The organism is Actinopolyspora mortivallis (assembly GCF_003001495.1).
In the GTDB taxonomy this organism is placed as follows: domain Bacteria; phylum Actinomycetota; class Actinomycetes; order Mycobacteriales; family Pseudonocardiaceae; genus Actinopolyspora; species Actinopolyspora mortivallis_A.
Genome location: NZ_PVSR01000010.1, coordinates 62,828 through 83,986, shown reverse-complemented (window position 1 = coordinate 83,986; position 21,159 = coordinate 62,828). Strand labels below are relative to the sequence as shown.

Annotated in this window: 17 protein-coding genes; 7 read left to right on the top strand and 10 right to left on the bottom strand. The window is 70.4% G+C overall.

Annotated features, from left to right (window positions below; genetic code table 11):
• Positions 1 to 27: 27 nt before the first annotated feature.
• From CEP50_RS09020 to CEP50_RS08995, 6 genes are all read right to left on the bottom strand, one after another.
• A complete protein-coding gene (locus tag CEP50_RS09020) occupies positions 28 to 747 on the bottom strand; it encodes an MgtC/SapB family protein (RefSeq protein ID WP_106113483.1) in 720 nt (239 codons plus the stop codon).
• A gap of 80 nt (positions 748 to 827) precedes the next feature.
• Positions 828 to 1,808, bottom strand: coding sequence for a VWA domain-containing protein (locus CEP50_RS09015; RefSeq protein WP_106113482.1), 981 nt, complete (start codon positions 1,806 to 1,808; stop codon positions 828 to 830).
• The gene (locus CEP50_RS09010) at positions 1,805 to 2,686 is read right to left on the bottom strand and encodes a DUF58 domain-containing protein (protein WP_019854450.1); all 882 of its coding nucleotides are present in this window, start codon (positions 2,684 to 2,686) and stop codon (positions 1,805 to 1,807) included. Before CEP50_RS09010 ends, CEP50_RS09015 begins: the two co-directional genes overlap by 4 nt.
• Before the next feature lie 71 nt (positions 2,687 to 2,757).
• Positions 2,758 to 3,903 (bottom strand): AAA family ATPase, encoded by a 1,146-nt coding sequence (locus tag CEP50_RS09005; protein WP_106113481.1) that lies wholly within the window; start codon positions 3,901 to 3,903, stop codon positions 2,758 to 2,760.
• Between the two features lie 273 nt (positions 3,904 to 4,176).
• Positions 4,177 to 4,779, bottom strand: a complete 603-nt coding sequence (mobA, locus tag CEP50_RS09000) for a molybdenum cofactor guanylyltransferase (protein ID WP_106113480.1) — start codon at positions 4,777 to 4,779, stop codon at positions 4,177 to 4,179.
• A 69-nt stretch (positions 4,780 to 4,848) separates the two neighbouring features.
• A complete protein-coding gene (locus CEP50_RS08995) occupies positions 4,849 to 5,676 on the bottom strand; it encodes an SIR2 family NAD-dependent protein deacylase (RefSeq protein ID WP_258175094.1) in 828 nt (275 codons plus the stop codon).
• A 210-nt stretch (positions 5,677 to 5,886) separates the two neighbouring features.
• On the opposite strand from CEP50_RS08995, the gene CEP50_RS08990 reads away from it, so the two are divergent.
• The 7 genes from CEP50_RS08990 to CEP50_RS08960 all read left to right on the top strand — a co-directional run bounded on the left by CEP50_RS08990 (position 5,887) and on the right by CEP50_RS08960 (position 16,518).
• Complete coding sequence (locus tag CEP50_RS08990; protein WP_258175092.1) at positions 5,887 to 7,977, top strand: molybdopterin oxidoreductase family protein; 2,091 nt, start codon at positions 5,887 to 5,889, stop codon at positions 7,975 to 7,977.
• Positions 7,962 to 9,395 (top strand): FAD-dependent oxidoreductase, encoded by a 1,434-nt coding sequence (locus CEP50_RS08985; protein ID WP_106113479.1) that lies wholly within the window; start codon positions 7,962 to 7,964, stop codon positions 9,393 to 9,395. The genes CEP50_RS08990 and CEP50_RS08985 overlap by 16 nt, the downstream gene beginning before the upstream one ends.
• Positions 9,392 to 11,932, top strand: coding sequence for a nitrite reductase large subunit NirB (nirB, locus tag CEP50_RS08980; protein WP_106113478.1), 2,541 nt, complete (start codon positions 9,392 to 9,394; stop codon positions 11,930 to 11,932). Before CEP50_RS08985 ends, nirB begins: the two co-directional genes overlap by 4 nt.
• Positions 11,929 to 12,252, top strand: coding sequence for a nitrite reductase small subunit NirD (gene nirD, locus CEP50_RS08975; protein WP_106113477.1), 324 nt, complete (start codon positions 11,929 to 11,931; stop codon positions 12,250 to 12,252). Before nirB ends, nirD begins: the two co-directional genes overlap by 4 nt.
• Positions 12,249 to 13,019, top strand: coding sequence for a sirohydrochlorin chelatase (locus CEP50_RS08970; RefSeq protein ID WP_106113476.1), 771 nt, complete (start codon positions 12,249 to 12,251; stop codon positions 13,017 to 13,019). Before nirD ends, CEP50_RS08970 begins: the two co-directional genes overlap by 4 nt.
• 268 nt (positions 13,020 to 13,287) lie before the next feature.
• Complete coding sequence (locus tag CEP50_RS08965) at positions 13,288 to 16,092, top strand: aconitate hydratase (RefSeq protein ID WP_106113475.1); 2,805 nt, start codon at positions 13,288 to 13,290, stop codon at positions 16,090 to 16,092.
• 204 nt (positions 16,093 to 16,296) lie between these two features.
• Complete coding sequence (locus tag CEP50_RS08960; RefSeq protein ID WP_106113474.1) at positions 16,297 to 16,518, top strand: zinc finger protein; 222 nt, start codon at positions 16,297 to 16,299, stop codon at positions 16,516 to 16,518.
• Positions 16,519 to 16,675: 157 nt separating this feature from the next.
• Here CEP50_RS08960 and egtD read toward each other — a convergent pair whose 3' ends face one another.
• From egtD to egtA, 4 genes are read right to left on the bottom strand one after another with little or no spacing between them, the layout of a single operon-like run.
• A complete protein-coding gene (gene egtD, locus CEP50_RS08955) occupies positions 16,676 to 17,647 on the bottom strand; it encodes an L-histidine N(alpha)-methyltransferase (protein WP_181188291.1) in 972 nt (323 codons plus the stop codon).
• Positions 17,648 to 17,651: 4 nt separating this feature from the next.
• On the bottom strand, positions 17,652 to 18,458 hold the full coding sequence (egtC, locus tag CEP50_RS08950; protein WP_106113473.1) for an ergothioneine biosynthesis protein EgtC: 807 nt from the start codon (positions 18,456 to 18,458) through the stop codon (positions 17,652 to 17,654).
• 14 nt (positions 18,459 to 18,472) lie between these two features.
• Complete coding sequence (gene egtB, locus CEP50_RS08945; protein ID WP_106113472.1) at positions 18,473 to 19,819, bottom strand: ergothioneine biosynthesis protein EgtB; 1,347 nt, start codon at positions 19,817 to 19,819, stop codon at positions 18,473 to 18,475.
• Positions 19,816 to 21,159 carry an ergothioneine biosynthesis glutamate--cysteine ligase EgtA gene (egtA, locus tag CEP50_RS08940; protein WP_106113471.1) on the bottom strand — a complete coding sequence of 448 codons (1,344 nt, stop codon included), beginning with the start codon at positions 21,157 to 21,159 and terminating at the stop codon, positions 19,816 to 19,818. Before egtA ends, egtB begins: the two co-directional genes overlap by 4 nt.

The following is a 21,159-nucleotide window of genomic DNA, read 5'->3' as shown; positions in this document are numbered from 1 at the left end:
CGCCGACTGTCGTGTCCGGAGGCCCGCTCAGAAACCGTTCTCCGCCGGTTCCCCCGCCGCGACGTGCAACACTCCGGGCAGCACGGACAACTCGTCGGTCAACATCGTCACGTCGCGCTTGCCGCGCAGCCGCAACGCCACCACGGCGGTGCGTTGGCTGGTGTCGTCGCTGTCCTCCCGTTCCACCTGCAGGTCCAACACGGCCCATCCCATGCTGGTGCACAGGGTCAGCGCGTTCCGCAGCACACCGTGCCCGTCCAGGTATCCGACCCGCACGAGCCGCGGTTCCCGCATCACCCGACGCAGTCGGGTGACCAGGTGCTGGTAGCCCACCACCACCAGGAAGTGCGCCAGGGTGGTGGCCGCCGCCAACAGCAGCAGCCCGCTTCCGCAGGCCATGCCCACGGCGGCGACCACCCACACGGTCGCCGCCGTGGTCAGTCCCCGCACCGCGTCCCGGCGCACGAAGATCAGTCCGCCACCGATGAACCCGATCCCCGACACGATCTGGGCAGCCACCCTGGACGGACCGAGCTGCACGTGGGGCCAGTCCAGGGTGTCGAGAAAACCGTACTTCGACACGAGCATGAACAAGGCCGCTCCCACGCCGACCAGAGTGTGGGTGCGCAGCCCCGCGCTTTTCGCCCTGACCTCGCGCTCCAGACCGATCAGGCTGGACAGCAGCAACGCCGCCCCCAGTTCGACGAGCAGCGGCAGCTCGCCGAGACCGGTGATCGAGGAGGTCATCCACCGACGCTACCGCGAACGGCCCGTGCTCGCGGAGCGAACGACCTCGTCCCCACGGCACCGTGGCACACCGGCCGGCCTCAGGGCAGTCGCCGCCCCAGCAGCAACGCCGTGCCCGCGGCGAGGATCGTCACCAGGGTTCCGAGCACGAACCACGGCCTGCTCGCGTCGTCCCGCTCGATCTCGTAGCCGATCTGCTCCTGCAGGGTGTCGTAGACCTGTCGCAGCTGTTCGGCGCTGGCGGCCTTGTAGAAGTCCCCGCCGGACAGGTCCGCGATCTGCCGCATGGCCGCGTCGTCGACCTCGACCCGTTGGCGTTGCCCCTGGATCTCGATACTTCCGTGTTCGGTGCCGAAGGAGATCGTCGAGATGGGAACCCCGGCCTTCCTCGCCGCTTCGGCCTGGGTGTAGGCCCCCCTCGGGGCGTCCAGTTCCCGGGGGATCGTCTGCCCCCCGTCGGCCATCAGCACGATCCGAGCGGGAGGCGGCCCCTGGGCACCTCCGATCATTCTTCCGAAGGAGTCGATCGCCGACAGGGCCGCCTTGATGCCGTCTCCGGTCGCGGTGGCCTCGGAAAGCTGGAGACTGTCGATGGCCTGCTTGACGCTGGTCCGATCCGTGGTGGGCATGACCATCACCGTGGCCGTGCCGGCGAAGGAGACCAGTCCCAGGTTGATGCCGTCGGGCAGCTTGTCCGCGAACTCCTTGGCGGCCTGTTTGGCCGCGCGCAGCCTGCTCGGCGAGACGTCCCGCGCCTTCATCGACAACGAGACGTCCATCGTCAACAGCACCGTTGCCCGGTTCCGGGGGATGCGCTGTTCCGCCGTGGGCCCGGCCAGTCCCACGGTGAGCAGCACCAGCGCCACCCCCAGCAGCGCCATCGGAACGTGCTTGGGCCACCCCTGCCGCTTGGGGGTCACCCGTTCGAGCAACGCCAGGTTGCTGAAGCGCATCGTCTCGCGCCTGTTCCGGCGTTGCGCCCACAGGTAGCCGCCCCCGAGGGCGGCCACCACGACCAGCAGCAGGAACCACCACGGCGAGGTGAAACCGCTCACGCTCATGCCCCACCCCCGGACCAGCCCCGCTTGCGCGCGACGACGAAGCGCACGATGTCGGCGACCCAGTCGGAGTCGGTACGCAGCACCAGGTGCGCGGCACCGACCCGCCGCAGTTCGGCGGCCACCCGCTCGCGATGGGCCGAGGCGGCGGCGGCGAACTCGCGACGCAGCACCGGTGTGGTGGTCACCTCGCGCTGCTTGCCGGTCTCCGGGTCGCTCAACAGCACGGTGCCCACCTCGGGAAGTTCCACGTCACGGGGATCCACGATCTCCACGGCGAGCACCGAGTGCCCGGCGGCCAGTCCCCGCAGGGGACGCTGCCAGTCGATCTCACCGAGGAAGTCGGACACCACCACCGCCAACCCCCTCCGGCGCGGAGGTCTGCGCAGTGCCTCCACCAGAGAGGCCAGCTTGCCTTCCGTCCCCTCGGGAGGGTGCGGGGTCCGCGCGGCGCGTCGCAGCACGGCCCGTACGTAGTCACCCCCGCCTCGGGCGGGAAGCCTGGTGGTCTCCCGGCCGTCGGAGATCACTGCTCCGAGTCGGTTGCCCCCACCGGCCGTCAGGTGTCCCACGGCCGCCAGTCCGGCGACGGCCAGCTCGCGCTTGGTACACGCCGCCGTGCCGAAGTCCAGGCTCGCGGAGAGGTCCAGGGCCACCCAGGTCTCCAGCTCGCGATCGGCGATCGTCTCCCTGATGTGGGGTTCGGTGGTGCGCGCGGTGACGGCCCAGTCCATGCGACGGACGTCGTCGCCGGGCTGGTACGGCCTGGCCTCACCCGGATCGGTGCCGGGGCCGGGGACGAGACCCAGGTGGTTGCCCTGCAACAGTCCGTCCAGTCTGCCGCGCACCGTGAGTTCCAGAGAGCGCAGCGCCGCGTGCATCCTCCCCTGTTCCAGGGCCGGTGGGGCCCAGTGTGGGCGTTCGCCGGCGGTCGACACGACGTATCGGCTCCTCACTGGTTGTTGCCGGGCGGCTGACCGTGGTGCGCGGTTCCCACCGCCGGGTGGCCCGGTTGCTGCACGGCGGCGTACTGCGTCCCCGGGGCCTGTGGCCGGGCCGAGACCTGCGGAAGGGGCACCGTCTGCAGCACCCTGGTGACCACGTGGTCGACGGGCACGCCGTCGGCCACGGCGTCGTAGGACAGCACGATCCGGTGGCGGAACACGTCCGGGACCACGTCGACCACGTCCTGGGGAAGCACATAGTCCCGACCGCGCAGCAGGGCCAGCGCCCGCGCGGCCCCCACGACGCCGAGGGTGGCCCGGGGGGAGGCTCCGTAGGAGACCCACCCGGCGATGTCGGAGAGGTTGTGGTCGTTGGGGGTCCTGGTGGCCACCACCAGACGCACGACGTAGTCGACGAGGGCGTGGTGGACGAACACGTTCGAGGCCACCCGCTGGAGTCGGACCAGTTCGTCGGGACTGAGTACCGGCTGGGGAGCCGGGGGCCGCACTCCCATGCGGTAGACGATCTCGCGTTCCTCCTCGGCGGTGGGGTACTCGACCAGGAGTTTGAACAGGAAGCGGTCGCGCTGCGCTTCCGGCAGCGGATAGACCCCCTCGTTCTCGATCGGGTTCTGGGTGGCCAGCACCTGGAAGGGCCTCGGAGTGGGATAGCTCGTGCCGCCCAGGGAGACGTGCTGTTCGGCCATGACCTCGAGCAGGGCGGACTGCACCTTGGCGGGAGCTCGGTTGATCTCGTCGGCGAGGACGAAGTTGGCCATCACCGGCCCCAGTTCCACGTCGAACCGCTCACTGCCCTGACGGTAGATCCTGGTTCCCAGCAGGTCGGCGGGAACCAGGTCGGGAGTGAACTGCAACCGGGAGAAACTCCCCCCCACGACGGTGGAGAAGGTCTCGACCGCCAGGGTCTTCGCCACACCGGGGATACCCTCCAGCAGGATGTGCCCTCCGGCCAGCAGTCCCACGAGGATGCGTTCCACGAGCCGGTCCTGTCCCACGATCACGCGCTTGACCTCGAAAACCGTGCGTTCCAGGAGCTGCGCGTCCCTGGCGGGCGTGTTGACCTGATCCGCCGAGTGGGCCGATCCGACCTCTGCCGTGTCACCGTCACTACCGCCCTGCCCCGGCTCGGTCACTGGCAACCTCCAACCGACTATCCGAACCCCTGCCGCGCGCGGATCCCCCCACGGGGTGATCATCCTTCGCGCCGATAGTGGCACGTGGGTGTACTGGTCCTGCTCCGGGGCAGCTTATCTGTTCGTCGTCGTGTTTTCCGGCAGTGACGTGTTCGGAGTTTGTTTCATTCAACACTGAAATAACAGTATTTTTAGTACAACGAAGTCGCGACGGTGTCGATACCGTTCCGCACTTCCGTGCCTCTCACCTCCCGGAACGACCGGGAAGCCGGTTCACGTACCGGACGAAGGCCCCCACACCCACGAGTCCGCCCGAGCCAGGTCCTCCGGGGTGTCGACGTCGGTTACCTCGGCCCACCGAGCGGGCACGGGCACCGGGGACAACGGGGACAGCACCCTCCGCAACGCGTGTCCCTCGGGGCGGACGGGGACGGCCGCACGCAACTCCCGGGCACGCCAGACCCCCACCAGCCACTGTCGTGCTCCGTCGTCGTCGACCAGCACCGCGCCGGCGGCACCCGCCTCGGCACGCAGACACCGCCTCAGTCTGGCCAGGGTACGGTCCGTCAACCACGGGTGATCAGCGGCCAACACCGCGATCAGCTCCACCCGCTCCGTCAGCGCCTCCAGCCCCGCCGCCAACGCGGCGACCGGGCCTCCGCCGACGGGGTGTTCGCGGGTCCAACGGACTTCTCGGGACACCGGTCGGGACGGACCGACGACAACCACCGGATCGGCTCCGGCCACGGCGTCGAGTGTGCGGTCCAGCAACGACCGCCCCCACAGGACCAGCCCCGGTTTGTCCCTGCCCCCGAGTCTGGTGGCCCGTCCCCCGGCGAGCACGATGCCGGCGAAACCCGCCCGTGAGGCTCCCATACCCGTACGCTACGCGCTCCGCAGACGGGACACGACGCGGAGGGAGAGTCCCCGTCGTCGGCGGAGCGCTCACCACGTGCTCGGGTCCGCCCAGGTCCGCAACGGACGCGGATTCTCCGCGGGCGGGGTGGACAGCAGCTCGGGCAGCAACTCGTCGAGGTCGCCCCGCAGAACGGCGGCGGCGCGGTCGTCGTAGGGGGTCGGTTCCGCGTTGCAGATCACCAGCTCGGCCCCGGCCCGCACCGCCAGTTCGGCGAACCCGGCCGCCGGGTGCACGCTCAGTGAGGTTCCCGCGGCCAGGAACAACTCGCAGTCCATCGCCGCGCGTTGGCCCCGCCGGACCACCTCGGGGTCCAGGGACTGGCCGAAGGAGACGGTGGCCGACTTGAGGATCCCTCCGCACTCGGTGCAGGGCGGGTCCTCCTCCCCCGCGGCCACCCGCTCCAGGGCGACCCGCATGCTCCCCCGCGCCGAACACGACAGGCACACCGTGCCGAACATCGACCCGTGCAGCTCCAGCACCACGGCGGGGTCCAACCCGGCCCGCTGGTGCAGTTCGTCGATGTTCTGGGTCAGCACCGCACGCAGCCTCCCCGACTCGGCGAGGTCGACGAAGGCACGGTGGGCGGGCCCGGGAGCCGCCTCCCAGGCGGGATGCTCCGCCCTGCTTCTCCAGGCCTGCCTGCGCACCTCGGGGTCGGCGACGTAGCTGTCGATGTCGCTGAGACGCTGTGCCCGCGGGTCCCGGGTCCAGAGCCCGTTCGGCCCCCGGTAGTCGGGAATTCCGGAGCCGGTGGATATCCCCGCTCCCGTCAACGCGGTGATCCGCCGTGCGGAGGCCACCAGCTCGCGTGCCCGTCGCCACTGTTCGGCGCTGTGCTCAACCTGTTCGGTCACGTGTCCACCGTCGCATGCCCGCTCGGGAACCGGCGTTGCAGCCCCGGCGCACAGCCCTCCCCTTCCCCGTGAGTTCCGCGTAACAACGCTTTTCGTCCCGGCAACGTGGTGGGGCGTTCCGGGGAAACACCTCCGCCCCAGAGTGTCAGCACTGCCCCGGACGGGCGGAGGTCTCCGTGCCGGGGTGGCTCCGAACGCGGGAGGTGGCCAGTGGAGCACGAAGTGCCGAGTCACTGCCCGTACTGCGCGTTGCAGTGCGGAACGGTGCTCACCGAACGGGCGGGAACGGCCTCGGTGCGTCCCTCGCTCTTCCCGGTCAACCAGGGAGGGCTGTGCCGGAAGGGCTGGACGGCCCCCGAGCTGCTGCACGACCGGGAACGGTTACGGGAGCCGTGGGTGCGCAACGCGCGGGGCGTGTTGGTCCGGTCCGACTGGGACAGCGCGCTCGACCGGGTCGGGGACGAACTGCGGCGCCTCGTCGCTGCTCACGGACCGGACGCCGTCGGGGTGTTCGGCGGAGGTGGTCTGACCAACGAGAAGGCCTATCTGCTCGGCAAGTTCGCCCGGCTGGCGCTCGGCACCAGCCGGATCGACTACAACGGTCGGTTCTGCATGGCCGCGGCGGCCACGGCGGGCAAGGCCGCCTTCGGTCTGGACCGGGGGCTGCCGTTTCCGGTCACCGACCTGGCCGAGGCCGGGGTGGTTCTGCTGGCCGGGGCCAATCCGGCCGAGACGATGCCCCCGTTGATGCGGCACCTGGCCAACGCGGACCTCGTGGTGATCGACCCGAGGGAGAGCGCCACGGCCGCGCGGGCCGCGCTGCACCTGCGCCCCCGCCCGGGAACGGACCTGGCGTTGGCGCTGGGACTGCTGCACGTGGCGGTGACCGAGGGATGGTGCGACATGGACTACGTCGCCCGGCGCACCGTCGGGTTCGAGAGGGCCTGGGCACGGGCCCGGGCGTGGTGGCCCGAACAGGTGGAACGGGTGACCGGGGTTGCCGCGGCGGACCAGCGGGAGGCCGTGCGCATGCTGGCCAGCGCACGCCGGGGGTACGTGCTCACCGGGCGGGGAGCCGAGCAACACGAGAACGGTTCGGACACCGTGTCCGGTTTCGTCAACCTGGCGTTGGCGCTGGGACTGCCCGGCACACCCGGCAACGGGTACGGATGTCTGACCGGGCAGGGCAACGGCCAGGGCGGCCGGGAACACGGGCAGAAGGCCGACCAGCTTCCCGGCTACCGGCTGATCACCGACCCGCGCGCCCGCGCCGAGGTGGCCGAGGTGTGGGGGATCGCCCCGGAGGAACTGCCCGGGCCCGGTCTCGACGCCACCCGCCTGCTGGAGTCGGCCGCGTGGGAGGACGGGATACGGGCGCTGCTGGTGTTCGGCTCCAACCCCGTGCTCTCGGCCCCGCACTCGGTGCGCGTCCACGAGTGCCTGTCCCGGCTGGACCTGCTGGTGGTCGCCGACTTCCTCCCCTCGGAAACAGCGCAGCGGGCCGACGTGGTGCTGCCCACCACCCAGTGGGCCGAGGAGGAGGGCACCATGACCAACCTGGAGGGGCGGGTGCTGCGGCGCCGCGAGGTGCTGCCCCCTCCGGGATCGGCCAGGTCGGATCTGGAGGTACTGCACGAACTGGCCGTGCGGCTCGGCCAGGACCCGGCGCGTTTCCCGACCCACGCCCCGACCGTCTTCGACGAGCTGGCCCGGGCCTCGGCCGGGGGCCCCGCGGACTACTCGGGGATCGACTACCAGCGGCTCGACGCGGAGGAAGCCCTGCACTGGCCCTGTCCACGCGGCACCGGCGAGTCCCCTCACCCCGGCACCCCGCGTATGTTCCTGGACTCCTTCGCGCACCCGGACGGCAGGGCCCGTTTCGTCGCGGTCGACTGGTCCCCCACGGCGGGGGTCGGCGAACGGCAGCCCCCGCTGGTGGCGACCACCGGCAGGATCATGGAGCAGTACCAGACCGGGGTGCAGACGCGCCGGGTGCACGAGCTCTCCGTCTCCGCTCCCGAGGGGTTCGTCCGGCTGCATCCGGACGTGGCGGCGCGGGCGGGTGTCTCCCAGGACCAGCGAACCGTGATCCGTTCGGAGCACGGAGAGGTGCGGGCCCGGGCGGAACTGGACGAGTCGATCCGGCGGGACACGGTGTTCCTGCCGATCCACTACGGCGGCGGGGAGGGCGCGAACCTGCTCACCGGACCGGAGACCGATCCGAGCAGCGGCATCCCCGAGTTCAAGGTCTGTCCCGTCTCGATCACCGCCGAGGAGGTGCCCGGATGCACCGAGTCGTGATCATCGGACACGGACCGGCCGGACACCGGCTCGCCGAGCGGCTGGGTACGGCCGAGGACACCCGGGTGACCGTGGTGGGCGCACGGCCGGAGGGCCCCTACGACCCCGGACTGGGGCTGGCGGCGTTGACCACGGAACTCCCGCTGGACCTGCTCGCCCTTCCTGAGCACGACCAGCGGGTACGCACCGTCGCCGCCCGCGCCGTCTCCCTGGACCGGGCCCACCGGGTCGTCCTCACCGAGGACGGAGGTCGGCACCCCTACGACACGGTGGTGTTGGCCACGGGGGCGCACCGCGAACACCCCGACGTCCCGGGGGTCTACGAGGTGGGGGGACGTCCCGCCGCCGGTGTGTGGCATGTGGACTCCCCGCGGGACTGCGTGGGGGTGCGCACCGCGCTCACCGCGGGGGCGGCGGTGGCCGTGTTCGGTGCGGACCTGCCGGCGGTGGAGAGCGCCCACGCGCTGGCCGTGCGCGGACACCACGTCACCCTGGTCCACCAGGACGCTCGCCTGATGAGCGGGGACCTCGATCCGGGGGCCTCGGCGGCGGTGGCCCGGCGGCTCCGCGAGGTCGGAGTGGAGCAGCGCGGCGGCGCGGTACCGGTGGAACTGCTGTCGGGGCAACTGGTGCTGCGCGAGGGGGAACCGGTGCCGGCCGAGGCGCTGCTGCTGTCCACCGGGACGCGCCCGAACACGGAGCTGGCCCTGGAGGCGGGCCTGGAGGTCGGCGAGACCGGTGTTCGGGTGGACGGGCACCTGCGCAGCAGCGACCCCCGTGTTCACGCGATCGGTTCCTGCGCTGCGGCGAGCGGAACGGAGCGGTGCACCCTCAGCGCCGCCCGTCGTCAGGCCGAGACCCTCGCCGAGATCCTCACCACCTCGCCCGAACGTCGGTACCGGCACACCGAGATCGTCCGGGCCCGGGGGGACGGTCTGGATCTCGTCGCGCTCGGACCGGTCGAGCTGCTCGCGGGAAACACCGCCGGAGTCGACCACGTGGCGTTCAGCGACCCGCGTCGGCACCGCTACGCACGGCTGGCCCTGAGCGGCGACCGGCTGCTCGCGGCGAACCTGGTGGGACTGCGGGAGGCCGGTGCCGAACTCAGCAGGGTCCACGAGGCCGGGTCCCCCGTTCCCTCGAACCGTTTCGCGCCGCTGTTCGGCATCGCCGCCGCCGGCGGAGCGGTTTCCGAAACGGTGCTGTGCCACTGCAACAACGTCTCCGAGACGGCACTGCGCACGGCTTTCCGGCAGGGGGCCCGGGACGTCGCCGCCCTGGCCGCGGCCACGCGTGCCACCACGGGATGCGGCAGCTGCGCCGACGACGTGCGTCGGCTCTGCGCGGCGCTGCAACGAGACCGGATTTCCGAAGTCACCGAGGACAGCGACGTCCCTTCCGAGGAGGACGCGGCATGAGCAACACACTCGTCGTCATCGGCCACGGAATGGTCGGACACCGGCTGGTCGAGGAAGTACGGGAACGCGACCACGCCGGACACTGGCGGATCGTGGTCCTCGGGGAGGAACCGAGCCCGGCCTACGACCGGGTCGGGTTGTCCGCCTATCTGAAGGGAACCACGGCCGAGGAGCTGAGCCTGACGGGAGCCGAGGTACGTGCGGATCCCCGAGTCTCGTTACGCACCGGAGTGGGGGCAGCTCGGGTGAACCCGGACGAGGCCACGGTGCTCACCACCGAGGGCGAGACTCTCCATTACGACGCGTTGGTGCTGGCCACGGGATCACGTCCCTTCGTCCCCCCGGTGCGGGGAAGCGATCTTCCCGGCTGCCACGTGTACCGCACCCTGGAGGACCTGGACGGCATCCGTGCCGCCGCCGAACCCGGCACGAACGGAGTGGTCGTGGGGGGCGGACTCCTGGGTCTGGAGGCCGCCGACGCGCTGCGGGGGCTGGGCATGCACGCGCACGTGGTCGAGGTGGCTCCCCGACTGATGCCCGTCCAGGTCGACGAGGGCGGCGGAGCCGTGCTCGCCCGTCTCGTCGAGGAACTGGGACTGCGGGTGCACACCGGCACGGCCGTGGAGAACGTCCGGCAGGACGAGCACGGCGCGGTCTCGGGAGTCTCGCTGACGGACGGAACCGCGATCGACACCGGGACACTGGTGTTCTCGGCCGGTATCCGCCCCCGGGACGAGCTGGCCGGGCCCGCCGGGATCGAGGTGGGAGAGCGCGGCGGTTTCCTGGTGGACCCGAGCTGCCGCACCAGCGAGGCGGGCATCTGGGCCGTCGGCGAATGCGCCGCCGTGCAGGGGCGCTGTCACGGTCTGGTGGCTCCCGGCTACCAGATGGCCGCCGTGGTCGCCGAGCAGTTGACCGGTGGTGGGGGAGCCGAGTTCGAGGGCGCCGACAGCGCGACCAAACTGAAACTGGTCGGGGTGGACGTGGCCAGCTTCGGCGACGCGCACGGAACCTCCGAGGGGGCGCTGGAGGTGACCTACGCCAACAACGCCGCCGGCACCTACGCCAAGCTGGTGCTCGACGACGACGCCTCCACCCTGCTGGGCGGAGTGCTGGTCGGCGACGCGAGCACCTACACCACCCTGCGTCCCCTGGTCGGTCGGCCGCTGCCCGCCGCCCCGGAGGAGTTGCTGTTCCCCGGTTCCTCCTCGGGAGGCGTCGGCGCGGGAACCCTTCCGGGCGAGGCCACGGTGTGTTCCTGCCACAACGTGAGCAAGAACGACATCACCGCCGCGATCTCGGCGGGTTCCGTCGAGGACGTGGCCGGACTCAAGGCCTGCACCAAGGCGGGAACCGGCTGCGGCTCGTGCGTGCCGATGCTGAAGACCCTGCTCGACGAGGCCGGGGTGGTCACCTCGAACGCGCTGTGCGAGCACTTCCCGCAGTCCCGCTCCGAACTGTTCGAGATCGTGCGGGCCACCGGGATCGGCTCGTTCTCGGAGCTGATCTCGCGCTACGGCACGGGACGGGGCTGTGACATCTGCAAACCGGCCGTGGCCTCCGTGCTGGCCGGTCTGGGTGGTTCGCACATCCTCGAGGAGGAGCAGGCCACCTTGCAGGACACCAACGACCGTTTCCTGGCCAACATGCAACGCAACGGCACCTACTCCGTGGTGCCCCGTGTCCCCGGTGGGGAGATCACTCCGCAGAAGCTGATCGTGCTGGGAGAGGTGGCCGAGGAGTTCGGGCTCTACACCAAGATCACCGGTGGTCAGCGGGTCGACATGTTCGGCGCCCGGGTGGAGCAGCTGCCCGAGATCTGGCGCAGGCTCGTCGAGGCCGGTTTCGAGTCGGGCCACGCCTACGGCAAGGCGCTGCGCACGGTGAAGTCCTGCGTGGGCACCGACTGGTGTCGCTTCGGCGTCCAGGACTCGGTGAGCATGGCCATCCGGCTGGAACTGCGCTACCGCGGCCTGCGGGCCCCGCACAAGATCAAGGCCGGTGTCTCCGGCTGCGCCCGGGAGTGCGCCGAGGCCAGGTCCAAGGACTTCGGAGTGATCGCCACCGAGAGGGGCTGGAACCTCTACGTCGGCGGCAACGGGGGGTTCAGTCCGCGTCACGCGGAACTGTTGGCCTCCGACCTGGACGACGAGGAACTGGTCAGGATCCTGGACCGTTTCCTGATGTTCTACGTGCGCACCGCCGAGCGGTTGCAGCGCACGGCGGGCTGGATCGAGTCGTTCGAACACGGTCTGGACCACGTGCGGGAGGTGGTGGTGCGGGACTCGCTCGGGATCGCCGCCGACCTGGAGGAGGCCATGAGTCGACACATCAGTGACTACACCGACGAGTGGGCCGCCGTGCTGCGGGACCCGGACAAGCTCTCCCGGTTCGTCTCGTTCGTCAACGCCCCGCAGGCACCCGATCCGACGATCGAGTTCACCGAACAGCGGGGGCAGATCCGTCCCGCCCCGGTCATGCTCCCCGTTCCCACCACGGAGCGGCCCGGGCTCGTCTCCGAGGAGGTGTCGGTGTGAACTGGCATCGCGTCTGCGCCGAGTCCGCGTTGCCCACCGAGTTCGGCATGGCCGCGCTCGTGGCCGGGCACACCGTGGCGTTGTTCCGCACCGCCGAGGACGAGCTCTACGCGGTGGGCAACGTGGACCCGTTCAGCGGAGCGGGAGTGATCAGTCGCGGCATCGTCGGCGACCGCGCGGGAGAGCCCACGGTGGCCTCCCCCATGCACAAACAGGTGTTCTCGCTGCGCAGCGGAGAGTGCCTGGACGAACCGGCGCGACGACTGCCCACCTACCCGGTACGTCGCCGGGAGGGTGTGATCGAGATCGGACTGTCGTGAGCGAATCCACGGTCCCCACCGGAAAGAACGCTGCCGGGGCGGCCACCTCCCCGGTGGCCTCCGTGACGGATCCGCCCTCCCTGCTGGTGGTGGCGCACGGCAGCCGGGATCCGCGCGCGGGCGAGACGGTGGAGCGCCTGGCCGGTGCCGCCGCCGAGACCCTCCGGGTGCGGCACCGGGTCGCCAACGTGGACGTGACCGGCCCCACCGTCGCGGAGGCCCTGGACGAACTGCCCGGGCCCGTGGTGGCCGTGCCCGCCTTTCTGTCCTCCGGCTATCACGTACGCACGGACCTGCCCGCCCAGCTGGCGGCGCACGGTCGCGCCGAGGTCACGGTGTCCGAACCGCTGGGACCGGCCGAGGAGCTGGTCGGGGTGATGGTGCGCGGACTCGACCGGATCGGGTGGTGTCCCGGTGATCCGGTGGTGTTCGCCGCGGCGGGCTCGGCCGATCCCGGAGCGCTGGCCGACGTGCGGGGCATGGCCGCGGCGCTGGGTGCCCGGGTTCATCCGCGGGGCGAGCCGCTGCGGCCCACCTACGTCACCTCGGCGGAACCACGGACGAGCGCGGTGTGCGCGGCGGGCGGGTACGGCCCGCGCACGTTCGTGGCCCCCTACCTGTTGGCGCCCGGGCTCTTCCACCAGTGGCTGTCGGAGCTGCCCAGCGCCGGCGTCGCCGCTCCCCTGGGGGAGGACCGGGAGGTGGCGCGGCTGGTGGTGCGCCGCTACCGGGCCGCGCTGGCACGCCTGCCGTGGCGGGGCCGGTAGACTCCCCCGGAAGTGTGGTCACGGGGACGGGAGCCGAGAGCATCGCTCTTCCGGAACGGGGCTCGCGTTCACGCCGCGAAAAACCGCGAAGTTTGCGCGAACGTGTACACACGGGGGTTCGTTTCCCCCTCCCCTGCCTTGAAGGCGCATATAGGACAAGCGTACTGTTTAAACTGAGGGTCCGCGCGCACGAACCACGTGCGCGAGACTTCGTCGGACCCGTGCGGTTCCCGAACTTGCGCACGCCCGTCACGAGATGGAGTGAAACGTGACTGCACCTGTGAGCAAGGACAGCTTCGGCGCCCGCGACACGTTGCGTGTCGGCGACTCCTCCTACGAGGTCTTCCGACTCGACGCCGTCAGCGGAGCGCAGCGGCTGCCCTACAGCCTCAAGATCCTGTTGGAGAACCTGCTGCGCACCGAGGACGGGGTGAACATCACCGCCGACCACGTGCGCGCCCTGAGCAACTGGGACCCCCGGGCCGAACCGGACACCGAGATCCAGTTCACTCCCGGCCGGGTGATCATGCAGGACTTCACCGGCGTCCCCTGCGTGGTCGACCTGGCCACCATGCGGGAGGCGGTCGTCGAACTCGGCGGTGAGGCCTCCGCCGTCAACCCGCTCGCCCCGGCCGAACTGGTCATCGACCACTCGGTGGTCATCGACGTCTTCGGCAAGCCCGACGCGTTCGAGCGCAACGTCGAGTTCGAGTACGGCCGCAACAAGGAGCGCTACCAGTTCCTGCGGTGGGGCCAGAACGCCTTCGACGAGTTCAAGGTCGTCCCGCCAGGAACCGGCATCGTCCACCAGGTCAACATCGAGCACCTCGCCCGCGGCGTGATGGCCCGTAACGGGCAGGCCTACCCGGACACCTGCGTGGGAACCGACTCGCACACCACCATGGTCAACGGCCTCGGCGTGCTCGGCTGGGGCGTCGGCGGCATCGAGGCCGAGGCCGCCATGCTGGGCCAGCCCGTCTCGATGCTCATCCCGAAGGTCGTCGGTTTCAAGCTGACCGGCGAGATCCCCCCGGGAGCCACCGCCACCGACGTGGTGCTGACCATCACCGAGATGCTGCGCAGGCACGGCGTGGTCGGCAAGTTCGTCGAGTTCTACGGTTCCGGGGTGGCCTCGGTCCCCCTGGCCAACCGCGCCACGATCGGCAACATGAGCCCCGAGTTCGGCTCCACGGCCGCGATCTTCCCGATCGACGAGGAGACCGTCCGCTACCTCCGGCTCACCGGCCGCCCCCAGGAGCAGCTCGACCTGGTGGAGAGCTACGCCAAGGAACAGGGCCTGTGGCACGACCCGGACCACGAGCCCGAGTACTCCGAGTACCTGGAGCTGGACCTGTCCACCGTGGTCCCCTCCATCGCCGGGCCGAAGCGGCCACAGGACCGCATCGCCGTTTCCGAGGCCAAGAGCTCCTTCCGCGGCTCGCTCAAGGAGTACGTCTCGGTCAGCTCCGACGACAGCGCCCTGGACGAGGCCGGCCAGGAGTCCTTCCCCGCCAGTGACGCCCCGGCGGTGACCCACCACGACGAGGGTGACAGGCCCAAGCTCTCGGCCGCCAACGGCTCCGACGGCCGGGTCTCCAACCCCGTGCGGGTCTCCTCCCCCGAGCTCGGGGAGTTCGAGCTCGACCACGGCGCCGTGGTGATCGCCTCCATCACCTCCTGCACCAACACCTCCAACCCCTCGGTGATGCTGGGCGCGGCCCTGCTCGCCCGCAACGCCGTGGACAAGGGGCTGCAGACCAAGCCGTGGGTCAAGACCTCGATGGCCCCCGGCTCGCAGGTGGTCACCGACTACTTCGAGAAGGCCGGCCTGTGGCCCTACCTGGAGAAGCTGGGCTATCACCTGGTCGGCTACGGCTGCACCACCTGCATCGGCAACTCCGGGCCCCTGCCCCAGGAGATCTCGCAGGCGGTGCAGGACAACGACCTGTCGGTGGTCTCGGTGCTGTCCGGAAACCGGAACTTCGAGGGCCGGATCAACCCGGACGTCAAGATGAACTACCTCGCCTCGCCACCGCTGGTCATCGCCTACGCGCTGGCCGGCTCGATGGACTTCGACTTCGCCAACGACCCCCTCGGTCACGACACGGCGGGCAATCCGGTCTACCTGAGCGACATCTGGCCGAGTCCCCAGGAGATCCAGCAGACCATCGACTCGGCGATCACCCAGGAGATGTTCACCAGCGACTACTCCGACGTGTTCACCGGGGACAAGCGCTGGCGGGAGCTGCCCACTCCCGAGGGCGAGACCTTCGAGTGGGACGAGAACTCCACCTACGTCCGCAAGCCTCCCTTCTTCGAGGGCATGGGACTGGAGCCGGAGCCGCTCACCGACATCTCGCAGGCCAGGGTGCTCGCGCTGCTCGGCGACTCGGTGACCACCGACCACATCTCCCCCGCCGGCGCCATCAAGCCGGACTCCCCCGCGGGCCGGTACCTGCAGGAGCGCGGCATCGAGCGCAAGGACTTCAACTCCTACGGCTCGCGGCGCGGCAACCACGAGGTGATGATCCGGGGTACCTTCGCCAACATCCGGTTGCGCAACCTGCTGCTCGACGACGTGCAGGGCGGCTACACCCGCGACTTCACCCAGCCGGGCGGGCCGCAGGCGTTCATCTACGACGCCGCGCAGAACTACGCCGCGCAGAACACCCCGTTGGTGGTGCTGGCGGGCAAGGAGTACGGCTCCGGCTCCTCCCGCGACTGGGCCGCCAAGGGGACGGCCCTGCTCGGCGTGCGCGCCGTGATCGCCGAGTCCTTCGAGCGCATCCACAGGTCCAACCTGATCGGTATGGGTGTCATCCCGTTGCAGTTCCCGGCCGGAAGCACGGCCCGCTCGCTCGGGTTGGACGGCACCGAGCACTACGACATCAACGGGATCACCGCGTTCAACAGTGGAGAGATCCCCTCCACCGTGCGGGTGACAGCCACCAAGGAGGACGGCTCGACCGTCGAGTTCGACGCCGACGTCCGCGTGGACACCCCCGGTGAGGCGGAGTACTACCGCAACGGCGGCATTCTGCAGTACGTGCTGCGGAACATGGTCACTTCCTGACCCTTCCCTCACGACTGTCCGTACGGCACCGTGGCCCACGTGGTGGACCACGGTGCCGTACTATATTTCTTAGGACTAGGATCCGGGGCGGGCTTTGCCTCCGTTGACCACACGACTCACTCGGACAGGTGAGAACGGGCACAGTTTCCGTCCACGCGCATCACCTCCGCACGAGTCGCACGTCTCCCGCATGGAGGTGTGATCATGACGACCGAACTCAAGCATCACTGGCAGCCCGCCGAGCGGCAACGTCACGCCATCGCGGGGCCGCTGCCGGGCGGCAGACAGCACGGCGAGGGGGAGACCCTCGACACCCTCTGCGGCAGACGTGTCGTGGCCGCCGAGTCCAACGAGCTCAACTGGCTCTGGCCCACCTGTGACGACTGCATGGAGGTCGCCAAGGAACGGGTCGGGGCCAAGACATGAGCCCTGTCGCACTCGTCCGCCGTCGTCCGGGGGGCCGATGGTGGTTCCGACGGCGGACCCGCCCGTCCCCCGCGTCCCACCGGCCCGGCCCGTTCCGGGCCGGGAACGGACACCATCCCGGCGACGCCCGCGGGCGCTGCCACGGCCCCGGAAACGCTCAGCTCGCTCTCGCCAGGGCCACGGCGAAGTCCCGATCCCGGTCGGTGTACCAGTCGATCAGCTCGAAGCCCGCCTCGTGGAGTTCCGTGCGCACCCCCGAGTACCGGAACTTCGCCGATATCTCCGTTTCGATCTCCTCGCCGGCGGACAGCTCGACCGCGAGGGCCGCTTCGTCCAGCCACACCCGCATCGCACGGGGTGAACGCAACGAGATCTCGACGCGCTCCCGCCTCCCGTCGTAACGGGCACAGTGCACGAACTCCTCCACGGGGAAGTCCGCACCCAGCCCACGGTTGAGCACGTGCAGCACGTTCCGGTTGAACTCGGCGGTGACGCCCTCCCCGTCGTCGTAGGCCCTGCGCAACCGCTCCGGATCCTTGACCAGGTCGGTGCCCAGCAACAGCCACTCCCCACCGTCGAGTGCCCCGCGCACCTGCCGCAGGAAACGATCCCGCTGCCACGGGTCCATGTTGCCGATGGTCCCGCCGAGTAGTGCGATCATCCTGGTGTTCGCCCGGGGAAGCACCTCCAGCGTGGTCTCGAAGTCCCCCACCACCGCGTGCAGGTCGACCTCCGGATAGTCCACCGACAGCCGTGACAGCGCCCCGCGCAGGGCGGCGTGCGAGACGTCGGAGGGAACGAAACGCTCCAGAGTGCCGTTCTTGCGCAGGGCGTCCAGCAGCAGAACCGTCTTGGACGACGAACCGGAACCCAGCTCCACCAGGGAGTCCACTCCGGTCCTCTCCGCGATGTCGGGTGCGTACCGCTCCAGGATCCGGTACTCCGCTCTGGTCTGGTAGTACTCCGGCAGCTCGGTGATGCGTTCGAACAGGTCACTGCCACGTGCGTCGTAGAACCACTTCGGCGGCAGCCACTTGGGGGAAGCGGTGAGCCCCGCGCGTGCGTCGGCCACCAGTTCCCGTGTGGTGTCCACCTCGGCGCGGTAGTCCCGCAGTTCCACTCGGCTCATCGGATTACCCGCTCTCCGGTTCAGGGGTTTCGAACAGTGCGGTACGGCTCGTCGTCACGCGGTCGGCCACCACCAGACAGCCGTCCGGCACGGACTCCCAGGGGGGTTGCTCCGCGCCCGCGTGCGCCTCCCCCGACACCGCCGGGGGAAGCTCGAAGGGTTCCGAGGCCACCAGCACCGCCTCGGCGGTGCGGCACACGGACAACGAGTGGGTCCAGGTGGTGGCGATCAGTGTGTTCCCGTCGGTCAGCAGCAGGTTCATCCGCGCGTCGGGAACGGCGGTGACCACGTCGACCAGGGTGTCGCGTACCGCGTCGGCCGGAGGGCTGCCCTCCGTCAGCCGGTGCCGCAGCAACGCCCACACCAGCGCGGAGTCCACCGGTGCCTCCAGCTCGGCCAGTTCGGTGCTGTCCAGCTTGTCCACGAGGTCGACCAGTGAGTGCGGCCACCCCGGAACCCGGCCGTTGTGGCTGAACAGCCAGGGGCCGGCGGTGAACGGTGCGCACGCGGTGTGCACCACCGGCGTGGACCGGCTCGCCGAGCGAACCGCCCCGACCACGGCACCGGCGGCCACGCTCTCGGCCACGTCGGGGAGGTTGTCGTCGGCCCACATGGGCCCGGCGGCCCGGTAGCGCTTCGGCACCGGGGTGGCCGGTTGGTACCAGCCGACCCCGAAGCCGTCCACGTTGACCGTCCCTCCCCCACGCATGTCGTTCGGTGCCCAGCTCTGTTCGAGCAGCGAGTGGGCCGGACGCAGCAGCAGCTCGTCCAGCCCCACCCGGGGTCCCAGATAACCGACGTGACGACACATTCCTCGTGATCCGATCAGTCCAGTTCGGCGCGTGACGGGGTACGCGCGCAGCGGAAACCGGCGAAAATCTGGCGACGGACGGGAAAGTCCCAGTTCCGGAACGTCGCCCTGCAGGCGGCCGGGTCGGTTCCGAACGAGCCGCCGCGCAGCACCTTGTAGGAGGGACCGAAGAAGACCTCGGAGTACTCCCGGTACGGGAAGGCCTCGAAGCCGGGGTAAGGGGCGAAGTCCGTGGCGGTCCACTCCCAGACGTCCCCGATGAGCTGCCCCACCCCGGCGGGGGAACGTCCCTCGGGGAAGGACCCCACCGGGGCGGGACGCAGGTGCCGCTGCCCCAGGTTGGCGTGGTGGGGCTCCGGTGCGGCGTCCCCCCACGGGTAACGCCTCGAACGTCCGCTGCGGGGGTCGAACCGGGCGGCCTTCTCCCATTCGGCCTCGGTCGGGAGTCGTTTCCCGGCCCAGTTCGCGTACGCCAGGGCCTCGTGGAAACTGACGTGCATCACCGGTTCCCGCGCCGGGACCGGTTCCACCCGCCCGAACCTGCGCCGCATCCAGACGTCGCCACTGCGTCGCCAGAACAGCGGGGCCTCCAGACCGGCGTGCCGGAGATACCGCCAGCCCTCCTCGCTCCACCAACGCGGTTGTTGGTACCCCCCGCTGTCGACGAAGCGGAAGAAGTCCGCGTTGGTCACCGGGTGGGCGTCGATGAGGAAGTCGTCCACGTGCACCCGGTGGGCGGGACGTTCGTTGTCCAGCGCCCAGGGTTCCTCGGAGGTTCCCATCGTGAAGCTCCCCGCCGGGATCAGCACCTCCCCGGAGGTCTCCGTGCCCTCCGGCGGCGCGGGTGGGTCCGGAGCGTGGAGCACGGGATCCCCGCGGCGCAGCTGGTGGGTGGCCAGCATGGTCTCGTCGTGCTGCTGTTCGTGTTGCACGATCATGCCGAACGCGAAGGCGTTGTCGACCAGTCTGCGGCCCCGCAGCGGCACCCGATCCAGCACATCGTGGACCTTGTCCCGGACGGTGGCCACGTACTGTCGGGACTCCTCGGGCCCCAGCAGCGGCAGCTCGGGACGTTCGGCGCGGGCGTGCTGGAAAGCGTCGTAGAGATCGTCGATGTCCGGACGCAGCGCGCGCCTGCCGCCGACGTCACGCACCAGCCACTGCTCCTCCTGGCTGCCGACGTGGGCGAGGTCCCACACCAGGGGCGACATCAGCGGGGAGTGCTGTTTGACCAGTTCCTCGTCGTCCACCACGTCGGTCAGTGCCGCGCTGCGCCGGCGGGTTCTGTCCAGTTCGACCGCCACGCGCTCGCGCAGCTCCTCCGCGGAGAGGTCGACGATTTCCGGTCCGAGCGTGCTCACCAGTGTTCTCCTTCCGTGTCCCCCGACCGTCGCCGTCCGTGTTCGAGTCGCCCGTGCACGAAGGTGTCCACCCGCTCGGCCAGTCCCTCGGGCGCGTCCGGCGCGGCCTCCAGACATCGGCAGGCCAGGTCGAACACCGCGGCGGCGGCGCGGGCGAGTTCCGGGTTCCGCAGGCCGTCCCGCGCGGCGGGGATCCAGCTGTGGGCCACGGCCGCGGTCTCCTCGAGCACCTTGTCCACGACCGTCTCCGAACGGAACAACGCCGCCAACGCGCCCACCGGCACCATCCACCGGTCCCCCGGTTGGGCGTCGATGTAGCGGACCTCCAGGTACCCGCGCGGACGTACGGGGGGAAACATCGTGCTCAGGTGGTAGTCGAGGTCCTGCCGGTCGGGAGCGTCCCCGAAGGCCCCCGCGATCCACTCCGCGAAGCTCGCTCCGCACGGCGGGGTCCAGTCCCCGTTCTCGCGGCGGCGGCACACCACCGGCGCGTCGAGCGCGTAGCGGGCCCAGTCCAGGGCAGGATCGGTGCCCGTCGGTGCGGGCGAGGTCCGTGGCGGATCGGTGTGCAGCAGACACCGGGCCCGTGCGGAGGCCCAGCCGGTCTCGCGGCCCAGGGACAGCCGGGAGTTGGCGAACACGGCGGTGAACACGGGTCCCAGCGCGTGCAGGGCCTGCCACCTGGCGGCCACCCTGCCCGGCTCCCCCGCGTCCAGGCACACCTGCACCCCAGCGGTGTTGCACATCATGCGTTTACCGGCGCTGCCGATCCGGTTGAAGGAGTGTTCCATCGCCGCGTAGCGCGGCGAGTTCAGCAGTCTGCGCGGAGTGCGCCACGGGTCCAGACCGTGGTCTCCGAGCACGAGCCCGGCGCGGCCGAGCAGATCCCGGGCGTGGGCCGTGTCGGTGGACACCGCCCGGAACAACTCGGTCATCGACGCGTGTACCGGGCTGGATATCTCGAGTTGGCCTCCCGGCTCGACGGTGATCCTCGACCCGCCGGGCAGTTCGCGGTGCGGACTGTCCGGGTTCAGGGTCGGTGGGGCGTAGGGGCCCAGGGCCCTGGTGAGCGTGTCGGGGCAGAGGGGTCGTCGGGGGTCGCACGCGTGGTGCACGGTCCATTCGAGTTCGGTTCCCAGCAACCGCGGGGGGCCGTGCTTGAAACACACCGAGGCCACGTAGGCCTCGGCCTCGGCACGGCTCCGCAGACGCGAGGTGGGCACCTCGTGGGTGTCCGGTTCTGTGTCGGTTCCACGGAGGGTCGACACGGCCACGTTCATCACCGCCTGTGTCCGCTCGTGTCCGTTGACGCTACCGGTGATCGGCTCGGCACGCACCAC

Bases quoted from the DNA above. Each gene is read 5' to 3' on its own strand.
- CEP50_RS09020 (WP_106113483.1), bottom strand. From the start codon at position 747: ATGACCTCCTCGATCACCGGTCTCGGCGAGCTGCCGCTGCTCGTCGAA.
- CEP50_RS09015 (WP_106113482.1), bottom strand. From the start codon at position 1,808: ATGAGCGTGAGCGGTTTCACCTCGCCGTGGTGGTTCCTGCTGCTGGTC.
- CEP50_RS09010 (WP_019854450.1), bottom strand. From the start codon at position 2,686: ATGCACGCGGCGCTGCGCTCTCTGGAACTCACGGTGCGCGGCAGACTG.
- mobA (WP_106113480.1), bottom strand. From the start codon at position 4,779: ATGGGAGCCTCACGGGCGGGTTTCGCCGGCATCGTGCTCGCCGGGGGA.
- CEP50_RS08985 (WP_106113479.1), top strand. From the start codon at position 7,962: ATGCACCGAGTCGTGATCATCGGACACGGACCGGCCGGACACCGGCTC.
- nirB (WP_106113478.1), top strand. From the start codon at position 9,392: ATGAGCAACACACTCGTCGTCATCGGCCACGGAATGGTCGGACACCGG.
- CEP50_RS08960 (WP_106113474.1), top strand. From the start codon at position 16,297: ATGACGACCGAACTCAAGCATCACTGGCAGCCCGCCGAGCGGCAACGT.
- egtD (WP_181188291.1), bottom strand. From the start codon at position 17,647: ATGAGCCGAGTGGAACTGCGGGACTACCGCGCCGAGGTGGACACCACA.
- egtC (WP_106113473.1), bottom strand. From the start codon at position 18,458: ATGTGTCGTCACGTCGGTTATCTGGGACCCCGGGTGGGGCTGGACGAG.